The organism is Roseivivax sp. GX 12232 (assembly GCF_021272185.1).
Classification (GTDB): Bacteria; Pseudomonadota; Alphaproteobacteria; order Rhodobacterales; family Rhodobacteraceae; genus Roseivivax.
The window spans coordinates 496,631-513,725 of record NZ_JAJSEC010000002.1; the positions used below are offsets into that span (position 1 = coordinate 496,631).

The 17,095-nt window shown below is 70.0% G+C and carries 14 protein-coding genes; 6 read left to right on the forward strand and 8 right to left on the reverse strand.

The features are described 5' to 3' along the window. The first annotated feature begins 37 nt into the window (after positions 1-37). Positions 38-1,087 carry a site-2 protease family protein gene (locus LR948_RS06265; protein ID WP_232753122.1) on the forward strand — a complete coding sequence of 350 codons (1,050 nt, stop codon included), beginning with the start codon at positions 38-40 and terminating at the stop codon, positions 1,085-1,087. Here LR948_RS06265 and aroB read toward each other — a convergent pair. Beyond that, complete coding sequence (gene aroB / locus LR948_RS06270; RefSeq protein WP_232753123.1) at positions 1,068-2,186, reverse strand: 3-dehydroquinate synthase; 1,119 nt, start codon at positions 2,184-2,186, stop codon at positions 1,068-1,070. The genes LR948_RS06265 and aroB overlap by 20 nt on opposite strands. After that, entirely contained in the window at positions 2,186-2,752 is a 567-nt protein-coding gene (locus tag LR948_RS06275) for a shikimate kinase (RefSeq protein WP_232753124.1), read from the reverse strand. Before LR948_RS06275 ends, aroB begins: the two co-directional genes overlap by 1 nt. A 101-nt stretch (positions 2,753-2,853) precedes the next feature. Between LR948_RS06275 and LR948_RS06280 the strand changes: the two genes are divergently transcribed. The 4 genes from LR948_RS06280 to LR948_RS06295 all read left to right on the forward strand — a co-directional run bounded on the left by LR948_RS06280 (position 2,854) and on the right by LR948_RS06295 (position 6,865). Then, positions 2,854-3,003, forward strand: a complete 150-nt coding sequence (locus tag LR948_RS06280) for a hypothetical protein (protein ID WP_232753125.1) — start codon at positions 2,854-2,856, stop codon at positions 3,001-3,003. Continuing rightward, the gene (locus LR948_RS06285; protein ID WP_232753126.1) at positions 2,993-4,555 is read left to right on the forward strand and encodes a hypothetical protein; all 1,563 of its coding nucleotides are present in this window, start codon (positions 2,993-2,995) and stop codon (positions 4,553-4,555) included. The genes LR948_RS06280 and LR948_RS06285 overlap by 11 nt, the downstream gene beginning before the upstream one ends. After that, entirely contained in the window at positions 4,552-5,478 is a 927-nt protein-coding gene (locus LR948_RS06290) for a site-specific tyrosine recombinase XerD (protein WP_232753127.1), read from the forward strand. The genes LR948_RS06285 and LR948_RS06290 overlap by 4 nt, the downstream gene beginning before the upstream one ends. A 70-nt stretch (positions 5,479-5,548) precedes the next feature. After that, positions 5,549-6,865: an HlyC/CorC family transporter gene (locus LR948_RS06295; protein ID WP_232753128.1), complete on the forward strand. Its 1,317-nt coding sequence runs from the start codon at positions 5,549-5,551 to the stop codon at positions 6,863-6,865. Here LR948_RS06295 and LR948_RS06300 read toward each other — a convergent pair. Beyond that, positions 6,807-7,952 carry a sensor histidine kinase gene (locus tag LR948_RS06300; protein WP_232753129.1) on the reverse strand — a complete coding sequence of 382 codons (1,146 nt, stop codon included), beginning with the start codon at positions 7,950-7,952 and terminating at the stop codon, positions 6,807-6,809. The genes LR948_RS06295 and LR948_RS06300 overlap by 59 nt on opposite strands. Positions 7,953-8,178: 226 nt before the next feature. On the opposite strand from LR948_RS06300, the gene LR948_RS06305 reads away from it, so the two are divergent. After that, positions 8,179-8,805 (forward strand): NTP transferase domain-containing protein, encoded by a 627-nt coding sequence (locus LR948_RS06305; protein ID WP_370634881.1) that lies wholly within the window; start codon positions 8,179-8,181, stop codon positions 8,803-8,805. A 240-nt stretch (positions 8,806-9,045) separates the two neighbouring features. On the opposite strand, the gene LR948_RS06310 is transcribed toward LR948_RS06305, so the two are convergent. The 5 genes from LR948_RS06310 to LR948_RS06330 form a co-directional block, all read right to left on the reverse strand. Further along, positions 9,046-9,708, reverse strand: coding sequence for a Hint domain-containing protein (locus tag LR948_RS06310; protein WP_232753130.1), 663 nt, complete (start codon positions 9,706-9,708; stop codon positions 9,046-9,048). A 530-nt stretch (positions 9,709-10,238) separates the two neighbouring features. Next, complete coding sequence (locus LR948_RS06315; RefSeq protein WP_232753131.1) at positions 10,239-12,911, reverse strand: Hint domain-containing protein; 2,673 nt, start codon at positions 12,909-12,911, stop codon at positions 10,239-10,241. 224 nt (positions 12,912-13,135) lie between these two features. Then, positions 13,136-13,477: a hypothetical protein gene (locus tag LR948_RS06320; RefSeq protein ID WP_232753132.1), complete on the reverse strand. Its 342-nt coding sequence runs from the start codon at positions 13,475-13,477 to the stop codon at positions 13,136-13,138. 367 nt (positions 13,478-13,844) lie between these two features. Then, the gene (locus LR948_RS06325; protein WP_232753133.1) at positions 13,845-14,258 is read right to left on the reverse strand and encodes a DUF3830 family protein; all 414 of its coding nucleotides are present in this window, start codon (positions 14,256-14,258) and stop codon (positions 13,845-13,847) included. Between the two features lie 13 nt (positions 14,259-14,271). Then, positions 14,272-17,094 carry an FAD-dependent oxidoreductase gene (locus tag LR948_RS06330; RefSeq protein ID WP_232753134.1) on the reverse strand — a complete coding sequence of 941 codons (2,823 nt, stop codon included), beginning with the start codon at positions 17,092-17,094 and terminating at the stop codon, positions 14,272-14,274. Between the last annotated feature and the right edge of the window lies 1 nt (position 17,095).

The following is a 17,095-nucleotide window of genomic DNA, read 5'->3' on the forward strand; positions in this document are numbered from 1 at the left end:
TGTCAGAACAAAGGCAACAACCACCACGGGCAGACGCATGGCATGGTCCTTCCGCATCGGGCGGCTCCTCGGCTCGGAGCTGCGCGTCCACGCGACATTCTTCCTGCTGCTTCTCTGGATCGGCGTCTCGGCCTGGGGCAGCGGCGGTCCGGCGGCGGCGGCGCTGAACATCACCTTCATCCTGCTGCTTTTCGCCTGCGTCCTGGCGCATGAGTTCGGCCATGCGCTCATGGCGCGGCGCTACGGCATCCGCACCCCGGACATCACGCTGCTGCCGATCGGCGGGCTGGCGCGGCTCGAACGCATGCCCGAGCGCCCCGGCCAGGAGATCGCCGTGGCGCTGGCCGGGCCCGCGGTCAACGTCGGCATCGCGCTGGTGCTCTGGCTCGCGGGCTTCGGGCCGATGACCCAGGCCACGGACCTCGGCGGCACGCTGGCCGGGCTCATGGGCGGGCTCTTGAGCGTCAATATCCTGCTGGTCATCTTCAACATGATCCCGGCCTTCCCGATGGACGGCGGGCGGGTGCTGCGCGGGGTGCTGGCGATCTTCCTGCCGCGCCTGCGGGCCACGCGCTACGCGGTGCGGCTGGGCCAGGGGCTGGCGGTCCTCTTTGCCGCCTATGCGCTCTGGACCGGCAGTTTCCTCTTGGGCCTAGTGGCGCTCTTCGTCTTCTTCGCGGGCAATGCCGAGCTGACCGAGATGCGCGCCCGGTCCCGCTTCGATCACCTGAGCGTCGGTGACGCGATGATCGGCGAGTTCACCCATCTCTCGCCCGAGGCGCCCGCCGGCCCCGCCGCCGAGCTGGCCCGGTCGAGCCCGCAGGACATCTTTCCGGTGATCGGGCCCGACGGGCGGCTCGGCGGTTTCGCCACGCCCGACGCGCTCCTGCGCGCCCCCGCAGCGGCGCGGGTCTCCGAGGTCATGTCACCCGAGGCCCCGAGCCTGCCGATGAGCCGCCCGGCGGTGCAGCTCATCACGCTCCTCGATCAATACCCGGCGGTGGGCGTGACCGGACCCTCGGGGCGGCTTCTGGGATATGTCACCCGCGAGAGCGCGGCGCGGCTCTTCAGGCAGCGCGGCGGCTGAGCGCCTCCTCGAGCAGCGCCAGCACCGTCTCGCGCGGGACATCCGAGGTCACGAAGGCCCGCCCGATGCCGCGCGCCAGGATGAAGCGCAGCGCACCGTCCACGACCTTCTTGTCCTGGCCCATGAGGTCCAGAAGCCCCGCCGCGTCCGGCAAGGGCCCGGGAATATCGGCGAGGTCGGTCTTCATGCCCATGGCGCTCAGATGCGCGCGCACGCGGCTCGGCTCTTCCTGCGCGCAGAGGCCCAGCCGGGCGGAGAGCTCGAAGGCCAGCGCGCAGCCAAGCGCCACGCCCTCGCCGTGCAGGAGCCGGTCGGAATAGCCCGTCGCCGCCTCGAGCGCGTGGCAGAAGGTATGGCCGAGGTTCAGAAGCGCCCGGTCGCCCTGTTCGGTCTCGTCGCGGGCGACGATCTCGGCCTTCATCTCGACCGAGCGGCGGACGGCGTAAAGCCGCCCCTCGGCATCGCCCGCGGCCAGCTTCGGGCCCTGCGCCTCGAGCCAGTCGAAGAACGCCGCGTCGCCAAGAAGCCCGTATTTCACCACCTCGCCGTAGCCCGCGAGGAAGTCGCGCCCGGGCAGGCTGTCGAGGACCGAGATGTCGGCCAAGACCCGCGCGGGCTGGTGGAAGGCGCCGACCAGGTTCTTGCCGTGCGGCGAGTTGATCCCGGTCTTGCCGCCGACCGAACTGTCGACCTGGGCCAGAAGCGAGGTCGGGATCTGCACGAAGCGCACGCCGCGCCGCAGGATCGCGGCGGCAAAGCCCACGAGGTCGCCGATCACCCCGCCGCCAAGCGCGATCACCACGTCGCGCCGCTCGATCCGCTGGGCGAGCAGCCATTCGACCACCTCCTGCAGATGCGCCCAGCTTTTCGTGGCCTCGCCCGCGGGCAGGCTCAGCGCCTCCGAGGCGATGCCCGCCTCGGTGAGGGCCGCCTGGAGCCGCGCCAGGTGCAAGGGGCCGACGTTGTCGTCGGTCACGATGGCCACCCGGGGCCGCGCCAGGACCGGCGCGATCTCGCGGCCGGCGGCCTCGATCAGGCCGGGGCCGATGCGCACCTCGTAGGACCGCGCCCCAAGCGCCACATGCACGGTTTCACTCATCACTTCGCTCCCATCACGTCGGGCCGGGTCGTCAGCGCGTCCAGCACCGCCCGCGCCGTGTCGTCGATCGAAAAGCCGGGCTCGGTCGCCACGGTCAGATCGGCCTCGGAATAGATCGGCACCCGCGACTCGAACAGATCGCCCAGCGTCCGGTAGGGATCGGGCGTCCGCAGAAGCGGGCGGGTGTCCTTGTGGCGGACCCGCGACCACAGCAGGTCCAGGTCGGCCTTGAGCCAGACCGAGACGCCCTTGTCGCTGATCATCCGGCGGTTGCGGTCCTGCAGGAAGGCCCCACCGCCGGTCGACAGAAGCGCCGGGGCGCCGTCCAGGAGCCGGGCCAGCACCTCGCTTTCGCGGCGCCGGAAGAAGGGCTCTCCGTCGCGTTCGAAAATCTCGGCGATGCTCATCTGCGCGGCGGCCTCGATCTCGGCGTCGGAATCGAGGAAGGGCACATCCAGCATCTGCGACAGCGCGCGGCCGACCGCGGTCTTGCCCGCGCCCATCATGCCCACGAGAACCACCGGTTTCCTAAGGGCGCGCCGGTATTTTCGCGCTGTCTCGGCCATCACCTGCTCACTTCACAAGTTTTCGGCGTGAATGACGTGAACTCGCTCAAAAGGCCAGTTATAACTGCAAAAAATTGCCGAGGCAGAAGGCGGACGGATCCATGGGGCGACTTCTAAAATGGCTGTTTTACCTGGTTATTCTGGGCGGCATCGCGCTTGTCGCCTATGCCTATCTGGGTGAGTTCTTCGGCGCCGACTTCTCGCCGCCGCAGGCGGAGATTCGCCAGCCGGTCGATCTGGATGCGGATTGAAGCGCATCTGACGGCGCTCCTGCTGGCCGCGGCGCCCGCCGCAGCCCAGGGGCCCCTGTCGGCGATCGACTGGCTGAGCGAGGACGCCCCGCCGGTGGCCGCCCCGCGCGAACCGCGCGCGGGCCCCGAGGGGGAGCCCCTGCCCCGCGACGAGCCGCCGGTGGCCGATGCGGTCTCCACCCCGGATGTCTCCGAGGCGACGCTGGGCGAGCCGACGCTGGGCGCGGTGGGGCTTCTGCCCAGTGCCACGACCGGGCTGCCACCTTCGCTCTGGGAGGCAAGCGAAGCCGAGCGGCTGACCCGCCGCATCGCCGAGGCCGAAGCGCCGGTGCCCGCCATCGCCGCGCTGATCAACACGCTCCTGCTGGCCGAGGCGCGGCCGCCCTCGGGCGCCGGCGACGGCGCGGCTTTCGTGGCCGCGCGGGCCGAGCGGTTGATCGCCAATGGCTCGGTCGATCCGGCGCTGGCGCTGCTCGAACGCGCGGGGCCCGAACATCCCGATCTGTTTCCGCTCTGGTTCGAGGCCTCGCTGCTCGAAGGACGGCTTACCGAGCCCTGCGAGGCGCTCAACGCCGACCCGAAGCTGACCGACGACCTGGTCTCGGACATCTTCTGCGCGGCGCGGCAGGGCGATTGGCCGCGCGCCTATCTGACCTTCCAGACCGCCGGTGCGCTCGACACGCTTGGCCCGCGCGACCGCGACCTTCTGGAACGCTTCCTCGACCCCGAGCTGGCGGGCGGCCTGCCCTCACTGCCGCCGCCCTCGACCCCGAGCGCGCTGCAGTTCCAGCTCTTCGAGGCGATCGGAGAGCCCCTGCCGACCGGCCCCCTGCCCCGCGCCTTCGCGGCGACGGATCTGTCCGGCGACCAGGGCTGGAAGGCGCAGATCATGGCCGCCGAACGGCTAGCCCGCGCCGGGGCGCTGTCGGAGAACCGGCTCCTGGGCATCTACACCCTGCGCCGGCCCGCGGCCTCGGGCGGGGTCTGGGACCGGGTCGAGGCGCTGCAACGCTTCGACATCGCCATGACCGCGCGCAACCCGACCTCGGTCGCCAATGCGCTCTCGCGGGTCTGGCCCGAGATGGCCGAGGCCGATCTGCTGATTCCCTTTGCCGCGCTTTACGGCGACCGGCTTCTGTCGCTGCCGCTGACCGGCGCGGCGCGGCAGCTGGCCCTACAGGCGGGGCTTCTCTCCGAAAGCTACGAGCGCGCCGCCGCCGAGGTGGACACCGAGCGCCCCGAGATGCGCTTTCTCGCCGCCGTGGCGCGGGGCGCGGCGCCCGAGGGGGTGCCCGACCTGCCCCATGCCGCCGCCATCGCCGCGGGCTTCGGCCAGGCCGCGCCGCCCGCCGGGCTGCAGGCGTTGCTCGACGCCGGGCGGCTCGGCGAGGCGATCCTGCGCGCCATCGAGCTGTTCGACACCGGCGCCCAGGGCAATGACGCCCAGCTGATCGACGCCATCGCGACCTTCCGCGCCGTCGGGCTCGAGGACACCGCCCGCCGCGCCGCGCTGCAATTGGCGCTCTTGTCCGAAGAACACGGCGGGCGATGAGCGACGGGCGGATGATCTCGGCCTTTCTCGAGGCCCAGGCCGCCGAACGGGGCGGCGCGGAGAACACGCTTCTGGCCTATGGCCGCGACCTCAAGGACGCCTCGGAGTGGCTGGCGGGCCGGGGGCTCGATTTCACCCGCGCCGGGCGGACCGACATCGAGGCCTATCTGGTCCATTGCGACGCCCAGGGCTTTTCGCGCGCCACCCGCGCGCGGCGGCTCTCGGCCTTGAAGCAGATCTACCGCTTCGCCTTCGAAGAGGGCCTGCGCGGCGACAACCCGACGCTGCAGATCGCCGGACCCGGCCGCGACAAGCGCCTGCCCGAGACGCTGGACCTCGCCGAGGTCGACCGCCTCTTGGACGCCGCCACCCGGCTTGGCCGGACCGAGGCCGACCGGCTGCGCAACACCTGCCTGATGGAGCTGCTCTACGCCACCGGCATGCGGGTCTCGGAGCTGGTCTCGCTGCCGCTTTCGGCGGCGCGGGGTGATCCGCACATGCTGCTGATCCGCGGCAAGGGCGGCAAGGAGCGCATGGTGCCGCTCTCGCCGCCCGCCCGCGAGGCGCTGGCCGATTGGCTCGACCACCGCGAGGCCACCGAGGAGGCCAGGCGCTTGAACGGCGAAAAGCCCTCGCCGCATCTCTTCGCCTCGCGCGGGAAATCCGGGCATCTGACGCGCCACGGCTTCTACGCGCTGATCAAGGAGATCGCGGTCGTGGCCGGTATCTCGCCCGCCCGGGTCACGCCGCACCGGCTGCGCCACGCCTTCGCCACGCATCTTCTGGAGAATGGCGCCGACCTCCGGGCGATCCAGACCTTCCTCGGCCATGCCGATGTGGCCACCACCGAGATCTACACCCATGTTCTCGAGGAACGGCTGCGCGCGCTCGTGCTGGATCACCACCCCCTGGCAGGTGATTGAGCCGCACCTCTTGTTCCGGGGCGCGCGGGACCACATAACCCAAGCATCAGTTACCTAAGAGGACGCGACCTTGGACGCCGCTTTCTGGATCACCGCCTTCGCCATCCTGGCCCTGCTCGTCTTGTCGGGCTTCTTCTCGGGCTCCGAGACCGCGCTGACGGCCGCCTCGCGCGGCAAGCTGCGCGCCGCCGTGGACAAGGGCAACAAGGGGGCCGAACGGGCGCTGAAGATCACCGAGGACAACGAGCGGCTGATCGGCTCGGTGCTGCTCGGCAACAACCTGGTGAACATCCTCGCGACCTCGCTCGCGACCGCGCTTTTCACCAATCTCTTCGGTGAATCGGGCGTGGCGCTGGCGACGCTGATCATGACGCTCCTGGTGCTGATCTTCGCCGAGGTGCTGCCCAAGACCTATGCGATCACCAATCCCGAAAGCGCGGCCAGCCGCGTCTCGCCGGTGATCCAGGTGGTGATCCTGGTCTTCGCCCCCGTCGTGGGCGCGGTGCGCGCGCTGGTGCGCGGCATCCTGGCGCTGGTCGGCGTGAAGACCGACCCCGACAGCCATGTCCTTGCGGTGCGGGAAGAAATCGCCGGCGCGATCAACCTCGGCCATTCCGAAGGCGTGGTCGAGAAGGAGGACCGCGACCGCATCCTGGGCGCGCTCGACCTGGGCGAGCGCACCGTCGAGGAGATCATGCTGCACCGCTCCTCGATCGAGATGATCGACGCCGCCTCGGACCCCTCGGACATCCTGCAGCAGTGCCTCGAAAGCCCGCACACCCGGCTGCCGATCTTCCGGGACGACCCCGAGAACATCATCGGCGTGGTGCACGCCAAGGACCTGCTGCGCGCCATGTACAAGCTGATGGAGGGCCGCGAGGCCTCGATGCAGGCGCTGCAGGACTTCAACATCGCGGAAGTGGCGATGAAGCCCTATTTCATCCCCGACACCACCTCGCTCGACGACCAGATGCGCCAGTTCCTGCGCCGCCGCACGCATTTCGCGCTGGTGGTCGACGAATACGGCGCGCTTCAGGGGCTGATCACCCTCGAGGACATCCTCGAAGAAATCGTGGGCGAGATCACCGACGAATTCGACCCCGACGCCGACCATGCGATCACCATGGCCGAGGACGGCTATTACTGGATCGACGGGCTGATGACGATCCGCGACTTCAACCGCGCGACCGACCACCAGCTGCCCGACGAGGAAGCCAATACCGTCGCCGGGCTGGTGATCCACGAGGCGCAGATGATCCCGACCGTCGGCCAGGCCTTCGTGTTCCACGGGTTCCGCTTCGAGGTGGTCGCCCGAGAGAACAACCGGATCACTCGGCTGAAAGTGCGCGCGCTCGATATGGCGCCGCGTCCGGCTGAGGCGACGTGACCAGCTCCAGCCGGTAGCCGCCCTCGCCCGCGCCCATCTCGACCTCGGCGCCGATCTGTTCGGCGGCGCTTTCCATGAGCCGCATGCCGATCGAGGCGATCTCGGTCTCCTCGGTGGGCAGCGTGGTGGCCGCGCCGCCGATGCCGTTGTCCTCGCAGAGAAGCCGGAAGCCGCCGTCCTCGCGGTCCTCGATCATCACCCGCACCGCGCCCTTGCGGCCGTCGGGGAAGGCATGCTTGGCGGCATTGGCCGCGAACTCGCTGACGATCATGGCGATCTGCGAGGCGGTGCGGCTCTCGGTCTCGAGCCGGGCCAGCCGGGTCTCGATCCCGACGTTGGCGGGCATCTGCGGGCGCAGCAGCTCCACCACGCGGTCGATGTAGGTGTCGAGCCGCACGCGGTTGGTCTGGTTGGTGTTGTAGAGCTCGGCGTGCAGCTGGGAGATGGCGTTCACCCGCCGCGAGATGGCGGCCAGCGCCTCCTTGGTCTCGGGGCTCTTGGCGCGGCTGGTGTAGATGCGGATGAAGCTGGCCACGGTCTGCAGCGAGTTCTTCACCCGGTGGTCCATCTCGCTGCGCAGCACCTCTTCGTTGCGGATCGCGCGGCGCAGTTCCAGAAGCCGCATGACCTGTTCGGCCAGCGCCGAGAGGCTGCGCCGCTGCCGCGCTGTCAGCTCGCGCGGGCGGGTGTCCAGCACGCAGAGCGCGCCCAGCGAATGCCCCCGGTCCGAGACCAGCGGCGCGCCGGCGTAGAAGCGGATCGGTTCCTCGCCCTCGATGCAGAGCGGGTTATCGGCGGTGCGGGCGTCGGCATGGGTGTCGGGGATCTCAAGGATGCCGTCCTCGAGGATCGTATGGGCGCAGATCGCCTGGTCGATCGGGGTTTCGGGGTAATCGTAGCCGCAGCGGGCCTTGAACCACTGGCGGTCCTGATCCACGAAGGAAACGAGCGCGATGGGCGCGTCGCAGAGATCCTTGATCAGCGTGGTGATCTCGTCGAAGCTCTCCTCCGGTCCGGTGTCGAGTACCTCGAAGTCCCGGAGCTCTTCCAGACGCTCTTTCTGATTTCCGGGCGTGGGTGCACGCATCAACTATGCCTTTCCTGTGCCCCGAGGGCGCGGCCGTCCGTATCTGACCCGCGGCATGACTTGCCACGCGCCGGATTGCCTGCTTTGGGAGCCTAGGTGAAAATCCTTCTGTCGAGCCGTCAACCGGCACGAATGGTTACTTGTCAGTTAAAAGATACAATTAATTCTGTCAATTTTCCATATTATACAAATGGGCAAGACTTCCATGGCAGAGAGCCCCGCTTCCGTGCAAGAGCCACTGACGATCACCGCGGTGCTGCCCGCGGCGGGCTTCGGGCGGCGCATGCGGGGCGGCGACAAGCTGCTCGAGCAGGTCTCGGGCGAGCCCCTGTTGCGCCGCCTGGCGCGCATGGCGGGACGGGTTCTGGACCATGTGGTGGTCGCCCTGCCCGCGCCCGATGGCGCCCGCGCGGAGGCCCTTTCGGGTCTGAACCTGACAGTCGCAACCGTCAAGTGGCCCGAGGACGGCATGTCCTCCTCGCTGGTCGCGGGGGTTGAGGCGGCGCCCGAAGGCAGCGCCTACCTGGTGTTGCCCGCCGACATGCCCGAGATCACTGAGGAGGACCTCGCCCTATTGGCCGCGGCCTTCCGGGCTGGTGGCGGGCGGCGGCTGGTGCGCGCGACGGATTGCGAGGGGAGGCCCGGGCATCCGGTGATCTTTCCCGCCGATTGCCGTGCGGCGCTTCTCGGGCTTTCGGGGGACGCAGGCGCCCGCGAGGTGCTGAGGGCCAACCGCAACCGGCTGGAGAGCGTCGCCCTGCCGGGCCGCCGCGCGCTGGTCGACCTCGACACGCCGGAGGACTGGGCTGAGTGGCGCGCGACGCAGGCAGCAGGGACGGTCGATCGGAAATGACGGCGGGGCTGCGGCCCTGTGGCGGCGGTTTGGCTGGACTGGCGCTGTGGCGTCACTCAGGGCGCTCGGGGTGGCGCTCACTGGGAGAAATGCAGGCCCCGAGAGCCTCGTCGCCTCAGTCTTCTTGGTTATTGCGCCGCAGAAAGTATGGCGCGTAACGCCCTACTATTCATAGACAATCTCAAACCTGAAAGCGCGTGTGGACGCCCGAATTGGCGCCCCAACCCCGAACGCCACCACTCACGCCGCAAACAGCACCCGGCATTGATGCGCGTCGAGCGTCGGGCGGGCGGCGGAGAAGCGCATCTCGCCGAGATGCGCCTCGAGCTCGGGGAAGATCTGGAAGATCTCGGCCCGGACCGGGGCCTCTTCCTCGTCGAAGAGCACCTCTCCGGGCTGGAAGCTCTCGGTCCAGAGGCCGTCGCTCTGCACCAGCTCGTGGCCGGCGAAGAGGAAGTTGACGTAGAGCACGCCCTCCTCGGGGATCACGCTCTCGACGCCCTCGAAGGCGCGCAGGCTGCGGGCGGGGATCAGCACCTCTTCCTGCGCGAAGAACAGCTCCGTCCAGGCGTTGCCGACCAGCACCCGGTGCTCGGGCGAGACCATCATGTCGCGCGCAGGCAAGCCGCTTCCAAGGCTGCCCGCGGGGATGCGCACCGGGGCGAGCGAGCGCATCGCCTCGAGCGCGGGGCGCGGGAAATGCCGCTTGCCGACCCAGCGGATGGTCTGGAAGCCGTTGTCGCGGGTCAGCACGCGGTCGCCGGGCAGCAGTTCCTCGACCGGGCGTTCGCCGGTCAGCGTCTTGATCAGCGTGCCGCCGGTGAAACAGGGCGTGCAGGCCGCAGCCACGGGCGAGAGCCCGCTGCCATCCGCCTGCCCCTCTGGTCCGATCCTGTCGATCACCTGGCTCACCTTTACCCCTTTCACCGCTTACCCGGCCCCGCCTGCGGTCTGATCCCGGGCCAAGCCACGGGCGCCTTGAGCGCCCGGTTTCGCCACCCCCGTATTGCCGGGCTTCGGGGCGACAATGGGACCAAAGCGTGAGCATTGTTTGAGCGTCACGCGGCAAGGAGATGGTTTTCCGGCAAAAAATCTTCGGGATTTTGCGCGATTTGTCGGAAACGGCGCGGGTGGTGCGGGGTAAATGCGGCGGGTCTTCGGCAGGGTCGCGTGACTAAAGGGCCTTCCTGCGGGAGCGCCGATGCTAAGAAAGCAGAGCGTCCTAGGCCGAGCGCCACGCTGCCAACCACAGCCGTCATTCTCAGAAAATCATCCGACGCGCCGCACCTTCACCGCACTCCGCCAGCCTGCCCGCAGCCTCCAAACCACCCCGCAAAACAGATCGGGGCGGGATGCCCCACACATCCCGCCCCGCCTTGCCCGTCACCGCGGGCCCGAAGGCCCCCGGCGCGCCGGGTCGCTGCAATGGCGTGTCACTTGGTCAGAAGCTGTGCCTCGTGCTTCTTGAGCGAGCGACGCGCCGATGCGTAGCTGCGCAGTCCCTCGGTCTCGGCCAGCTCGGGGAAGAGCTCGAGGATCTCGTTGCGCTGCGCATTGCCGATGCCCTTGAGGCTGTAATCGCCGGGCTGGAAGCTCTCGGTCCAGGCGCCATTGGCCAGAACCACCTCGTGACGGTCGAACATGAAGTGGATGTAGCTCACCCCGAGCGAGGTGACCTCGTCCACCCCGGCCAGGCCGGTCAGATGCTTGGCCGCCGCGAGGACCTCGTTCTCTTCGAAGTAGAGCGCGGTCTTGTCGTTGTTGACCAGCATCCGGTGGTTCGGGCTGACCAGCATGTCATGCTCCGGCAGGTTGTGCCCGAGGCTGCCCGCCCGGATCAGCACCGGCTTCATGTGCGGCTTGCGCGCCAGCTCGAAGCCGGTCAGATCCTTGCGCCCGACCCAGCGGATCTCCTGGATGCCGTTGTCGCGGGTGATGATCCGGTCGCCCTCGCGCAGCTCCTCGACCAGGCGCTCGCCCTTGGGCGTGGCGACCTTGGTGCCGGGGGTGAAGCAGGGCACGATTTCCTCGATGTTGAAGAAGTCGAAGCTGCCGGTGACCCGGTCGCCCGAGAGGAATTCGACCGTGCCGTCGATGCCGTTCGAGGGCCGCCCGCCGTCGTCGTCGGGCCGCTCGTTGACGATCCGCCAGTCGACGTCCCGCGCCCCGATGGCCGAGAGATCAAGCGTGTCGAAGTCGTCGCCGGCGTTGCCGCCCTGCACGGTGTCGCCCAGGAAGCCGCCCGCGCCGTCGGACTGCGAGGCATCGGAGACCGAGGAGACCACGATGGTGTCGCGGTCGGCCCCGCCGTCGATGCTGTCGAGCCCGCCGTCGCCGTTCAGCGTGTCGTCGCCGGCACCGCCCAGGAGCGTGTCGGCATCGTCGCCGCCGCCCAGGAGGTCCTCGTCGATGCCGCCGTCCAGCGTGTCGCTGCCCGAGCCGCCTTCCAGCGTGTCGTCATCATCGCCGCCGATCAACAGGTCGTCGCCCAGGAAACCCTGCAAGAGGTCGCGGTCGTTCTCGGTCTGCGGGTCGCTGTCGTCGGGGATCTCGAGCGCGGCCGGGGCCGAGCCGTCGAGCGTGTCGTCGCCCTGCCCGCCGTCGAGCGTGTCCGAGCCGTGGCCGCCGTAGATCTCGTCGTTGCCCTGGCCGCCCATGACCGAGTCGTCGTCGATGCCCGCGTCGATGTAGTCGTCGTCGCCGCCGCCATCGATCGTGTCGCGGTCGTCGCCGGTGAAGATCGTGTCGTTGCCGGCGTTGCCCTCGACGTAGTCCCGACCGTCCTCGGTGTTGGGATCGCTGGTGAAGGTCGTGCCGCCGACGCTCAGGGGCAGGTTCGGGTCGTCGTTCTCGTAGTCCGAGAAGGTGTCGACACCCGCCACGATGCTGTCGTTGCCGTTGCCGCCGTAGATCGTGTCGGCGCCCTGCACGTCGATGATGGTATCGGCCCCGCCGCCGCCGCGCACGTCATCGTCGTCGATGCCGGGACGGATCAGGTCGTCGCCGCCGTCGCCGCGGATGGTGTCGGCATCGTCGCCGCCGAAGATCGTGTCGGCACCGCCAGTGCCCTGGATGTCCTCGGCGTCGTCGAGCGGATCGGGGTCCTCGTCCAGGCCGTCGAAGGGATCGAAGGGCTGGTCGGCTGGCGGCACGGGGAAGACATCGGTGTCGATGCGGCCCTCGAGGTCGGGATCACCCACGGTGATCCGCACGGTGGCGGTGTCGGTGCCGCCGTTGCCGTCCGAAATGGTGTAGGTGATCTCGTCGTCGCCGGTGAACCCGGAGTTCGGCGTGTAGACCACGTCGCCGTCGCCGTTGATCGTCGCGGTGCCGTTGCTGCCGTCGGTGACCGAGGTCACGGTCAGCGGGTCGCCGTCGGGATCGCTGTCATTGGCGCGCACGTCGATGACCAGGGGCGTGTCGATGTCGCCCGAGGCGGTGTCGTCCTGCGCGTCGGGATCGGCGTTCTTGTCCACGGTCGAGATCTTGATGTCCGAGACCAGGATCGCCTGCTGCTCGGTGCCGGAGTTGTCGTAGTCGATCTCCATCCGCGAGATTGGGCCCTCGATGTCGACCCGGAGCGAGCCGTCGGGGCTGTCGAAGGAGGTCGAGACCTGGCCGATCGCGCTGTTGCCCGAGACGGTGGCCGCGCCGGAACTGTCGATGGTGATGGTCGCCGGGTTGCCCATGGCGTCGAAGGCGTTGATCGTCACGATGTCGCCCGCGCCGATGCCGCCGAAGGCCGCGGCGTCGGTGTCGACGTCGTTCAGGCGGAAGCTGACGTTCTGCGCCGCATCGGCGTAAAGGTCATTGGTGGCGCGGAAGTCGAAGGTGGTCTTCGAGGTCAGCTCCGGCGAGGGCGTGTTGGTGTTGTTGCCGCCCGCGTAGAGCTTCAGATGCGAGCGCGGATCGAAGTCCTCGCCCGGGGCCACATAGCCCTCGAAGGACACGTAATAGGCGGTCGCCTCGTCGCTGATCGCGTCGAAGTTCACATCCACCGCGAGCCCGCCCAGGTCGACCGAGACCGCTCCGTCGACGCCGTTCGACGGGCTCAGCCGCGACTCGACCGCCGCCAGTTCTCTCCACTCAAGACAGAGATCAGCCATTCTCTCACCCTCTCACCGTTCCTCGGGGTGCACCCCCGTCCCGCCTTCGCGGGTGCCGCATCGCGCGGCTGCACTCAGGCTCCGTGACCATCCCGAAAGACGCGCCCCCCGGATCCGAATTTCGGACACAAAGGCTCACGCGGCGTCCGGCCAGGCCGTGCCGCAATCTGACGCATCCATCAGGATGTTCGTTTTTCGGTGGCCGCCCCCGTGGCCAGCAGATGTCACCCCCCAGTGGGCTTGATTAAGAAATACGGGAAGCCGTGCCCTGCAGGAAGAAAAATTTGTCCGAAAAGTGTTCGAAATCGGGGCGATGAGCCGTCAGGCCGCCGCAATCCCGCCCAAATCTTGCGTCGAAACGGGGTGTATTGTTTCCGTTTTGCAGCGCCAAAACGGGCGCTGCCGCCAATAAACTCAGGTTTTCGCGGGATGCGCCCGCCGTTTGTTTCTTTTTCGGGGACGATGGTGCCGCGCGGCTTGCCCGGACGCGGGCGTGCCATATCTCCGCCGCAGTTCTCCGGCCATTTGTTCGCGCTTGCCGCCCAATGCGCGGCAATCCGGGCCATTGGCGCGGCTTTCGCGCGGGCGAGCCGCCCCGAGGCGCCGAATCGCGCGGGACGTGCAGCGGCGCGGCGACACATTCCCGCCATACTGGCAGAGCGGTGCCCCGCCTTGCTTCGGCCATAATCGCCGCCGGCCGGGCGCCCGCGCCCCGGCGCGCGGGCGCAGGCGCCCCGGCGTGGGGCACATCAAGACCGTAGACTGTCGGGAAAAATTCGGCGCGAGCCGCGCGGGATGCCCGCCGGGCACGCTGGGTGCGTCTCGCCCGGCGGGCCCCCGCCGAACCCCGGGCGGGAGTGCCAGGGGCCCGGACGGCAGCGCGCCTGCATTGGGCCGGCCCGCGCTAACGGGCAGCGCCCCTTAGTGTCGGCCTCAGGCCAGCTCGAATCGGATGTCCTGCGCCCCTTCCCAGAGCACCAGGTTGCCCAGCGTCTTCAGGTTCTCCTGCCCGCTGGTCACGGTGATGAAGTGGTTGCCCGCGAGCTGGCCCATCTTCGAAGAGAAATCCACGCCGCCGTAGGCGAGCAGGATCTCGGTCTCGGAGATGCCGCCGGGATAGAGAATGAAATGCCCCGGCGCGGGATGCGAGGTGTGGTTCTCGTAGTCCACGCCGAAGTCGTGGTCGCCGAGCGGGATCCAGACGCCCTCGCCGCTCCAGCGGACATGCACGAGCTGGCTCTTGTAGGGCAGCGTCTTCTTGAAGGCGGCGCAGGTCTTCGGGGCGTCCTCTTCCTCGAGCACGGCGTCGAATTCGAAGGGCCCGGCGTGGATCTTGAGCTTGGTCATGGGAATCCTTTCCTCAGGTGGTGAAACGGTCGAAAGAAAAGGCGGCGAGGTCCTGCCGCAACTGGCCCGAAAGCGCCGCTGCGGCCGCCTCACGGCCCATGAGCGGGCCGAGCGTGTAGCCATTGGCCGTGGCCGCGACGACCACCCCGGGCGCGCCGGGCAGCGCCCCGATCAGCGGCGCGCCGTCGATGTCGATGTTCATCGCGGCCCAGCTGCGCAGGACCCGGAGGCCGCCGACCGCCGGCACCGTGCGGGCGGCGACCCAGAGGTTGCCCTCGAGGCTCTCGGGCAGCACCCGCGACTGACCGCCCGGACCGGTCTCGGCGGTCCAGGCACCGCCGATCAAGACGGTGCCCGCCTGGGTCTGCTTCATGGTCAGATGCCGGTCCGCATGGGCGACGAGGCAGGGCAGCACCGGGCCGGTGCGTTCGGTGACCACCATCTGCAGCGGCGCGCCGCGCACGGGCACGCGGGCGCCCAGCATAGCGCCGAGCTCCGCCGACCAGCCGCCCGCGGCGATCAGCACGCGGCGCGCGCGCAGGGGTCCGCGCGGAGTCTCGGCCGCGTAGCCCGAGCCGTCGCGCGCCAGCCCCGTCACTGGGGTCTGTTCCTCGAAAGCCACGCCCAGGGCGCGGGCCTCGGCGATCAGCGCAAGCGAGGCCGCCAGCGGGTTGATCTTGCCCTCGCCCGGACACCAGGCGGCGGCGACCATGCGCTCGGAGATGGCAGGCGCGATCTGGCGGAGGCGCTCGGGGCCGATAATCTCGGTCTCGACGCCGACCCGCGCCTCGGAGCGGGCCTTCTCCTCGAGGAAGGGGATCTGCTCGGCGGTCTCGGCGACCATGAGCCCGCCGGTGGTGGCCATCTCGAAATCCGCGCCGAGGCCGGTTTCCAGCTCCTGCCAGAGCGCGATGCTTTCCTGTTGCAGCGGCAGGGTGCGCAGCTGCAGGTCGCCGCCGCCCACGGCCTTCTGGCCGAAGTCCCAGGACAGAAGCTGGAGATGCAGGCTGCCGGCGTTGCCGCCCGAGGCCTCGGCGTTGAGCCAGCCACGCTCGAGCACCGAGACCCGCGCGCCCTCGCGGGCGGCAAAGAGCGCCGCGGAGATGCCGGTCACGCCGCCGCCGATCACCAGAAGGTCGACCGCGTCCTGCGGAAGCGGCGCGCGCTCCGGGGCGCCGGGCCGGGCCGCAGGGGCGCTTTCGCGGTGCCCGCCCCATTCCGGCTTCTCCCGCGAGAGCGCGGAGAGCGGCACGGGCTTGCCGGGGATCTGCGGCGCGAAGAGCCGCTCGGGCGCGGGCGTGGTGCCCGCCTCCGAGAGCATCCGCAGCGCCACGGGCAGGCAATAGCGGCCCTGGCAGCGGCCCATGCCCATGCGCGTCGCGCGTTTCAGCGCGCCGGGGTCGCGGGCGCCCGCAGAGATGGCCTCGGAGAGCTGCCCGGCGCTCACGGCCTCGCAGCGGCAGACCATGGCGTCAGGCGCGGGCGGGCCCGGCGGCGGGGCGTCGAAGAGCTGCCAGAGCGCGGCCTGGAAGCGGCGCGCGGCGCGGAACGGTGCGTCCGAGACTTCGGGTGCCGTTAGCCCCAGCGCGCGGGCCACACCGGCGCCGCAGAGCGCGCCCTGCGCCTCTGCGGCGGGCGCGCCGCCCATGCCGCCCGCGTCGCCCGCGATCCAGAAGCCGGGCACCGAGGTCTCGCCCCCGGGGCCGCGCTCGGGCACCGGCAGCCCGCTTCGGGGCTCGGGCGTGAGGCGTGCGCCGAGCTGGCGGGCCAGCTCCATCTGCGGTTGGAAGCCCGCGCCGATGCAGATGGTGCCCGCGGCGATCTCGCGCGTGGCGCTCCCGCCGACCCGGGCCAGGCGCGCGCCCTCCTCGGTGATCTCGCGCAGCTCCCAGCCGGTCAGGACGGGCACCCGCGCACGGGCCAGCGCCAGCCGCTGCCGCAGCCCCGCGCCGATCAGTGCAGGCGCGCGCATCACGGCGCGCAGGAAGGCCCCGGGGCGGTCGAGCCGGGCGCGGTCGACCAGCGCCGCGACCTCGCCGCCGAGGCGCAGGATCTCGTCGGCAAGCTGCCAGCCAAGCGGCCCCTGCCCGGCGATCAGCACCGGGCCCGGCGGCAGGACGCCGTATCGGCGGACCAGCGTCTGCGCCCCGCCGATGCTGAGGACATTGGAGCCGGTCCAGCCGGGCACCACGGGCGGCAGCTCGTAGCCGCCGCTCGCTAGAACGACCTGCGTCGCGCTGAGCGTGAGCGACCGCGCGCCGTCGCTGCGAAGAGTGAAGCCGCCCTCCGTGCGGGCGTGCCAGACGGTCTGGCCCTGCAGGATCTCGACACCCGCGCGGGTGACCTCGGCGCGGAGCGCATCGCCCGCGCGGTGCTGCGCGTCGGCGGGGGTGTCACCCCGGAACCCTTCACTGCGCGGCTTGAAATACTGCCCGCCCGGGGCATCGCGTTCGTCCAGGACCAGGACCGAGGCCCCTGCCCCGGCCAGCACCAGCGCCGCGCGCAGGCCCGCCGGCCCCGCGCCGATCACCACCACGTCCACGCGGCGGACCTCGGGTGGCGGCGCCTCGCCCGCCCAGGGGTCGGGTGTCCCTTCGCGGTCGTCCATGGCGCGGACAGCCATGCCCGGGGAGAGCTTGGTCATGCAGGCCAGCCGCCCCGCGCCGCCGTCGACGGAGATGAGGCAATCCTGGCAGACGCCCATGCCGCAGAACATCGCCCGGTCCTGCCCGGCACAGCCCGTCCCCAGCCGCCGCACGCCGGCGGCGGTCAGCGCCGCGGCGATGCTGTCGCCGGGCCGCCCTTCGAGCGGCGCGCCGTTCCAGGTGAACCTCATG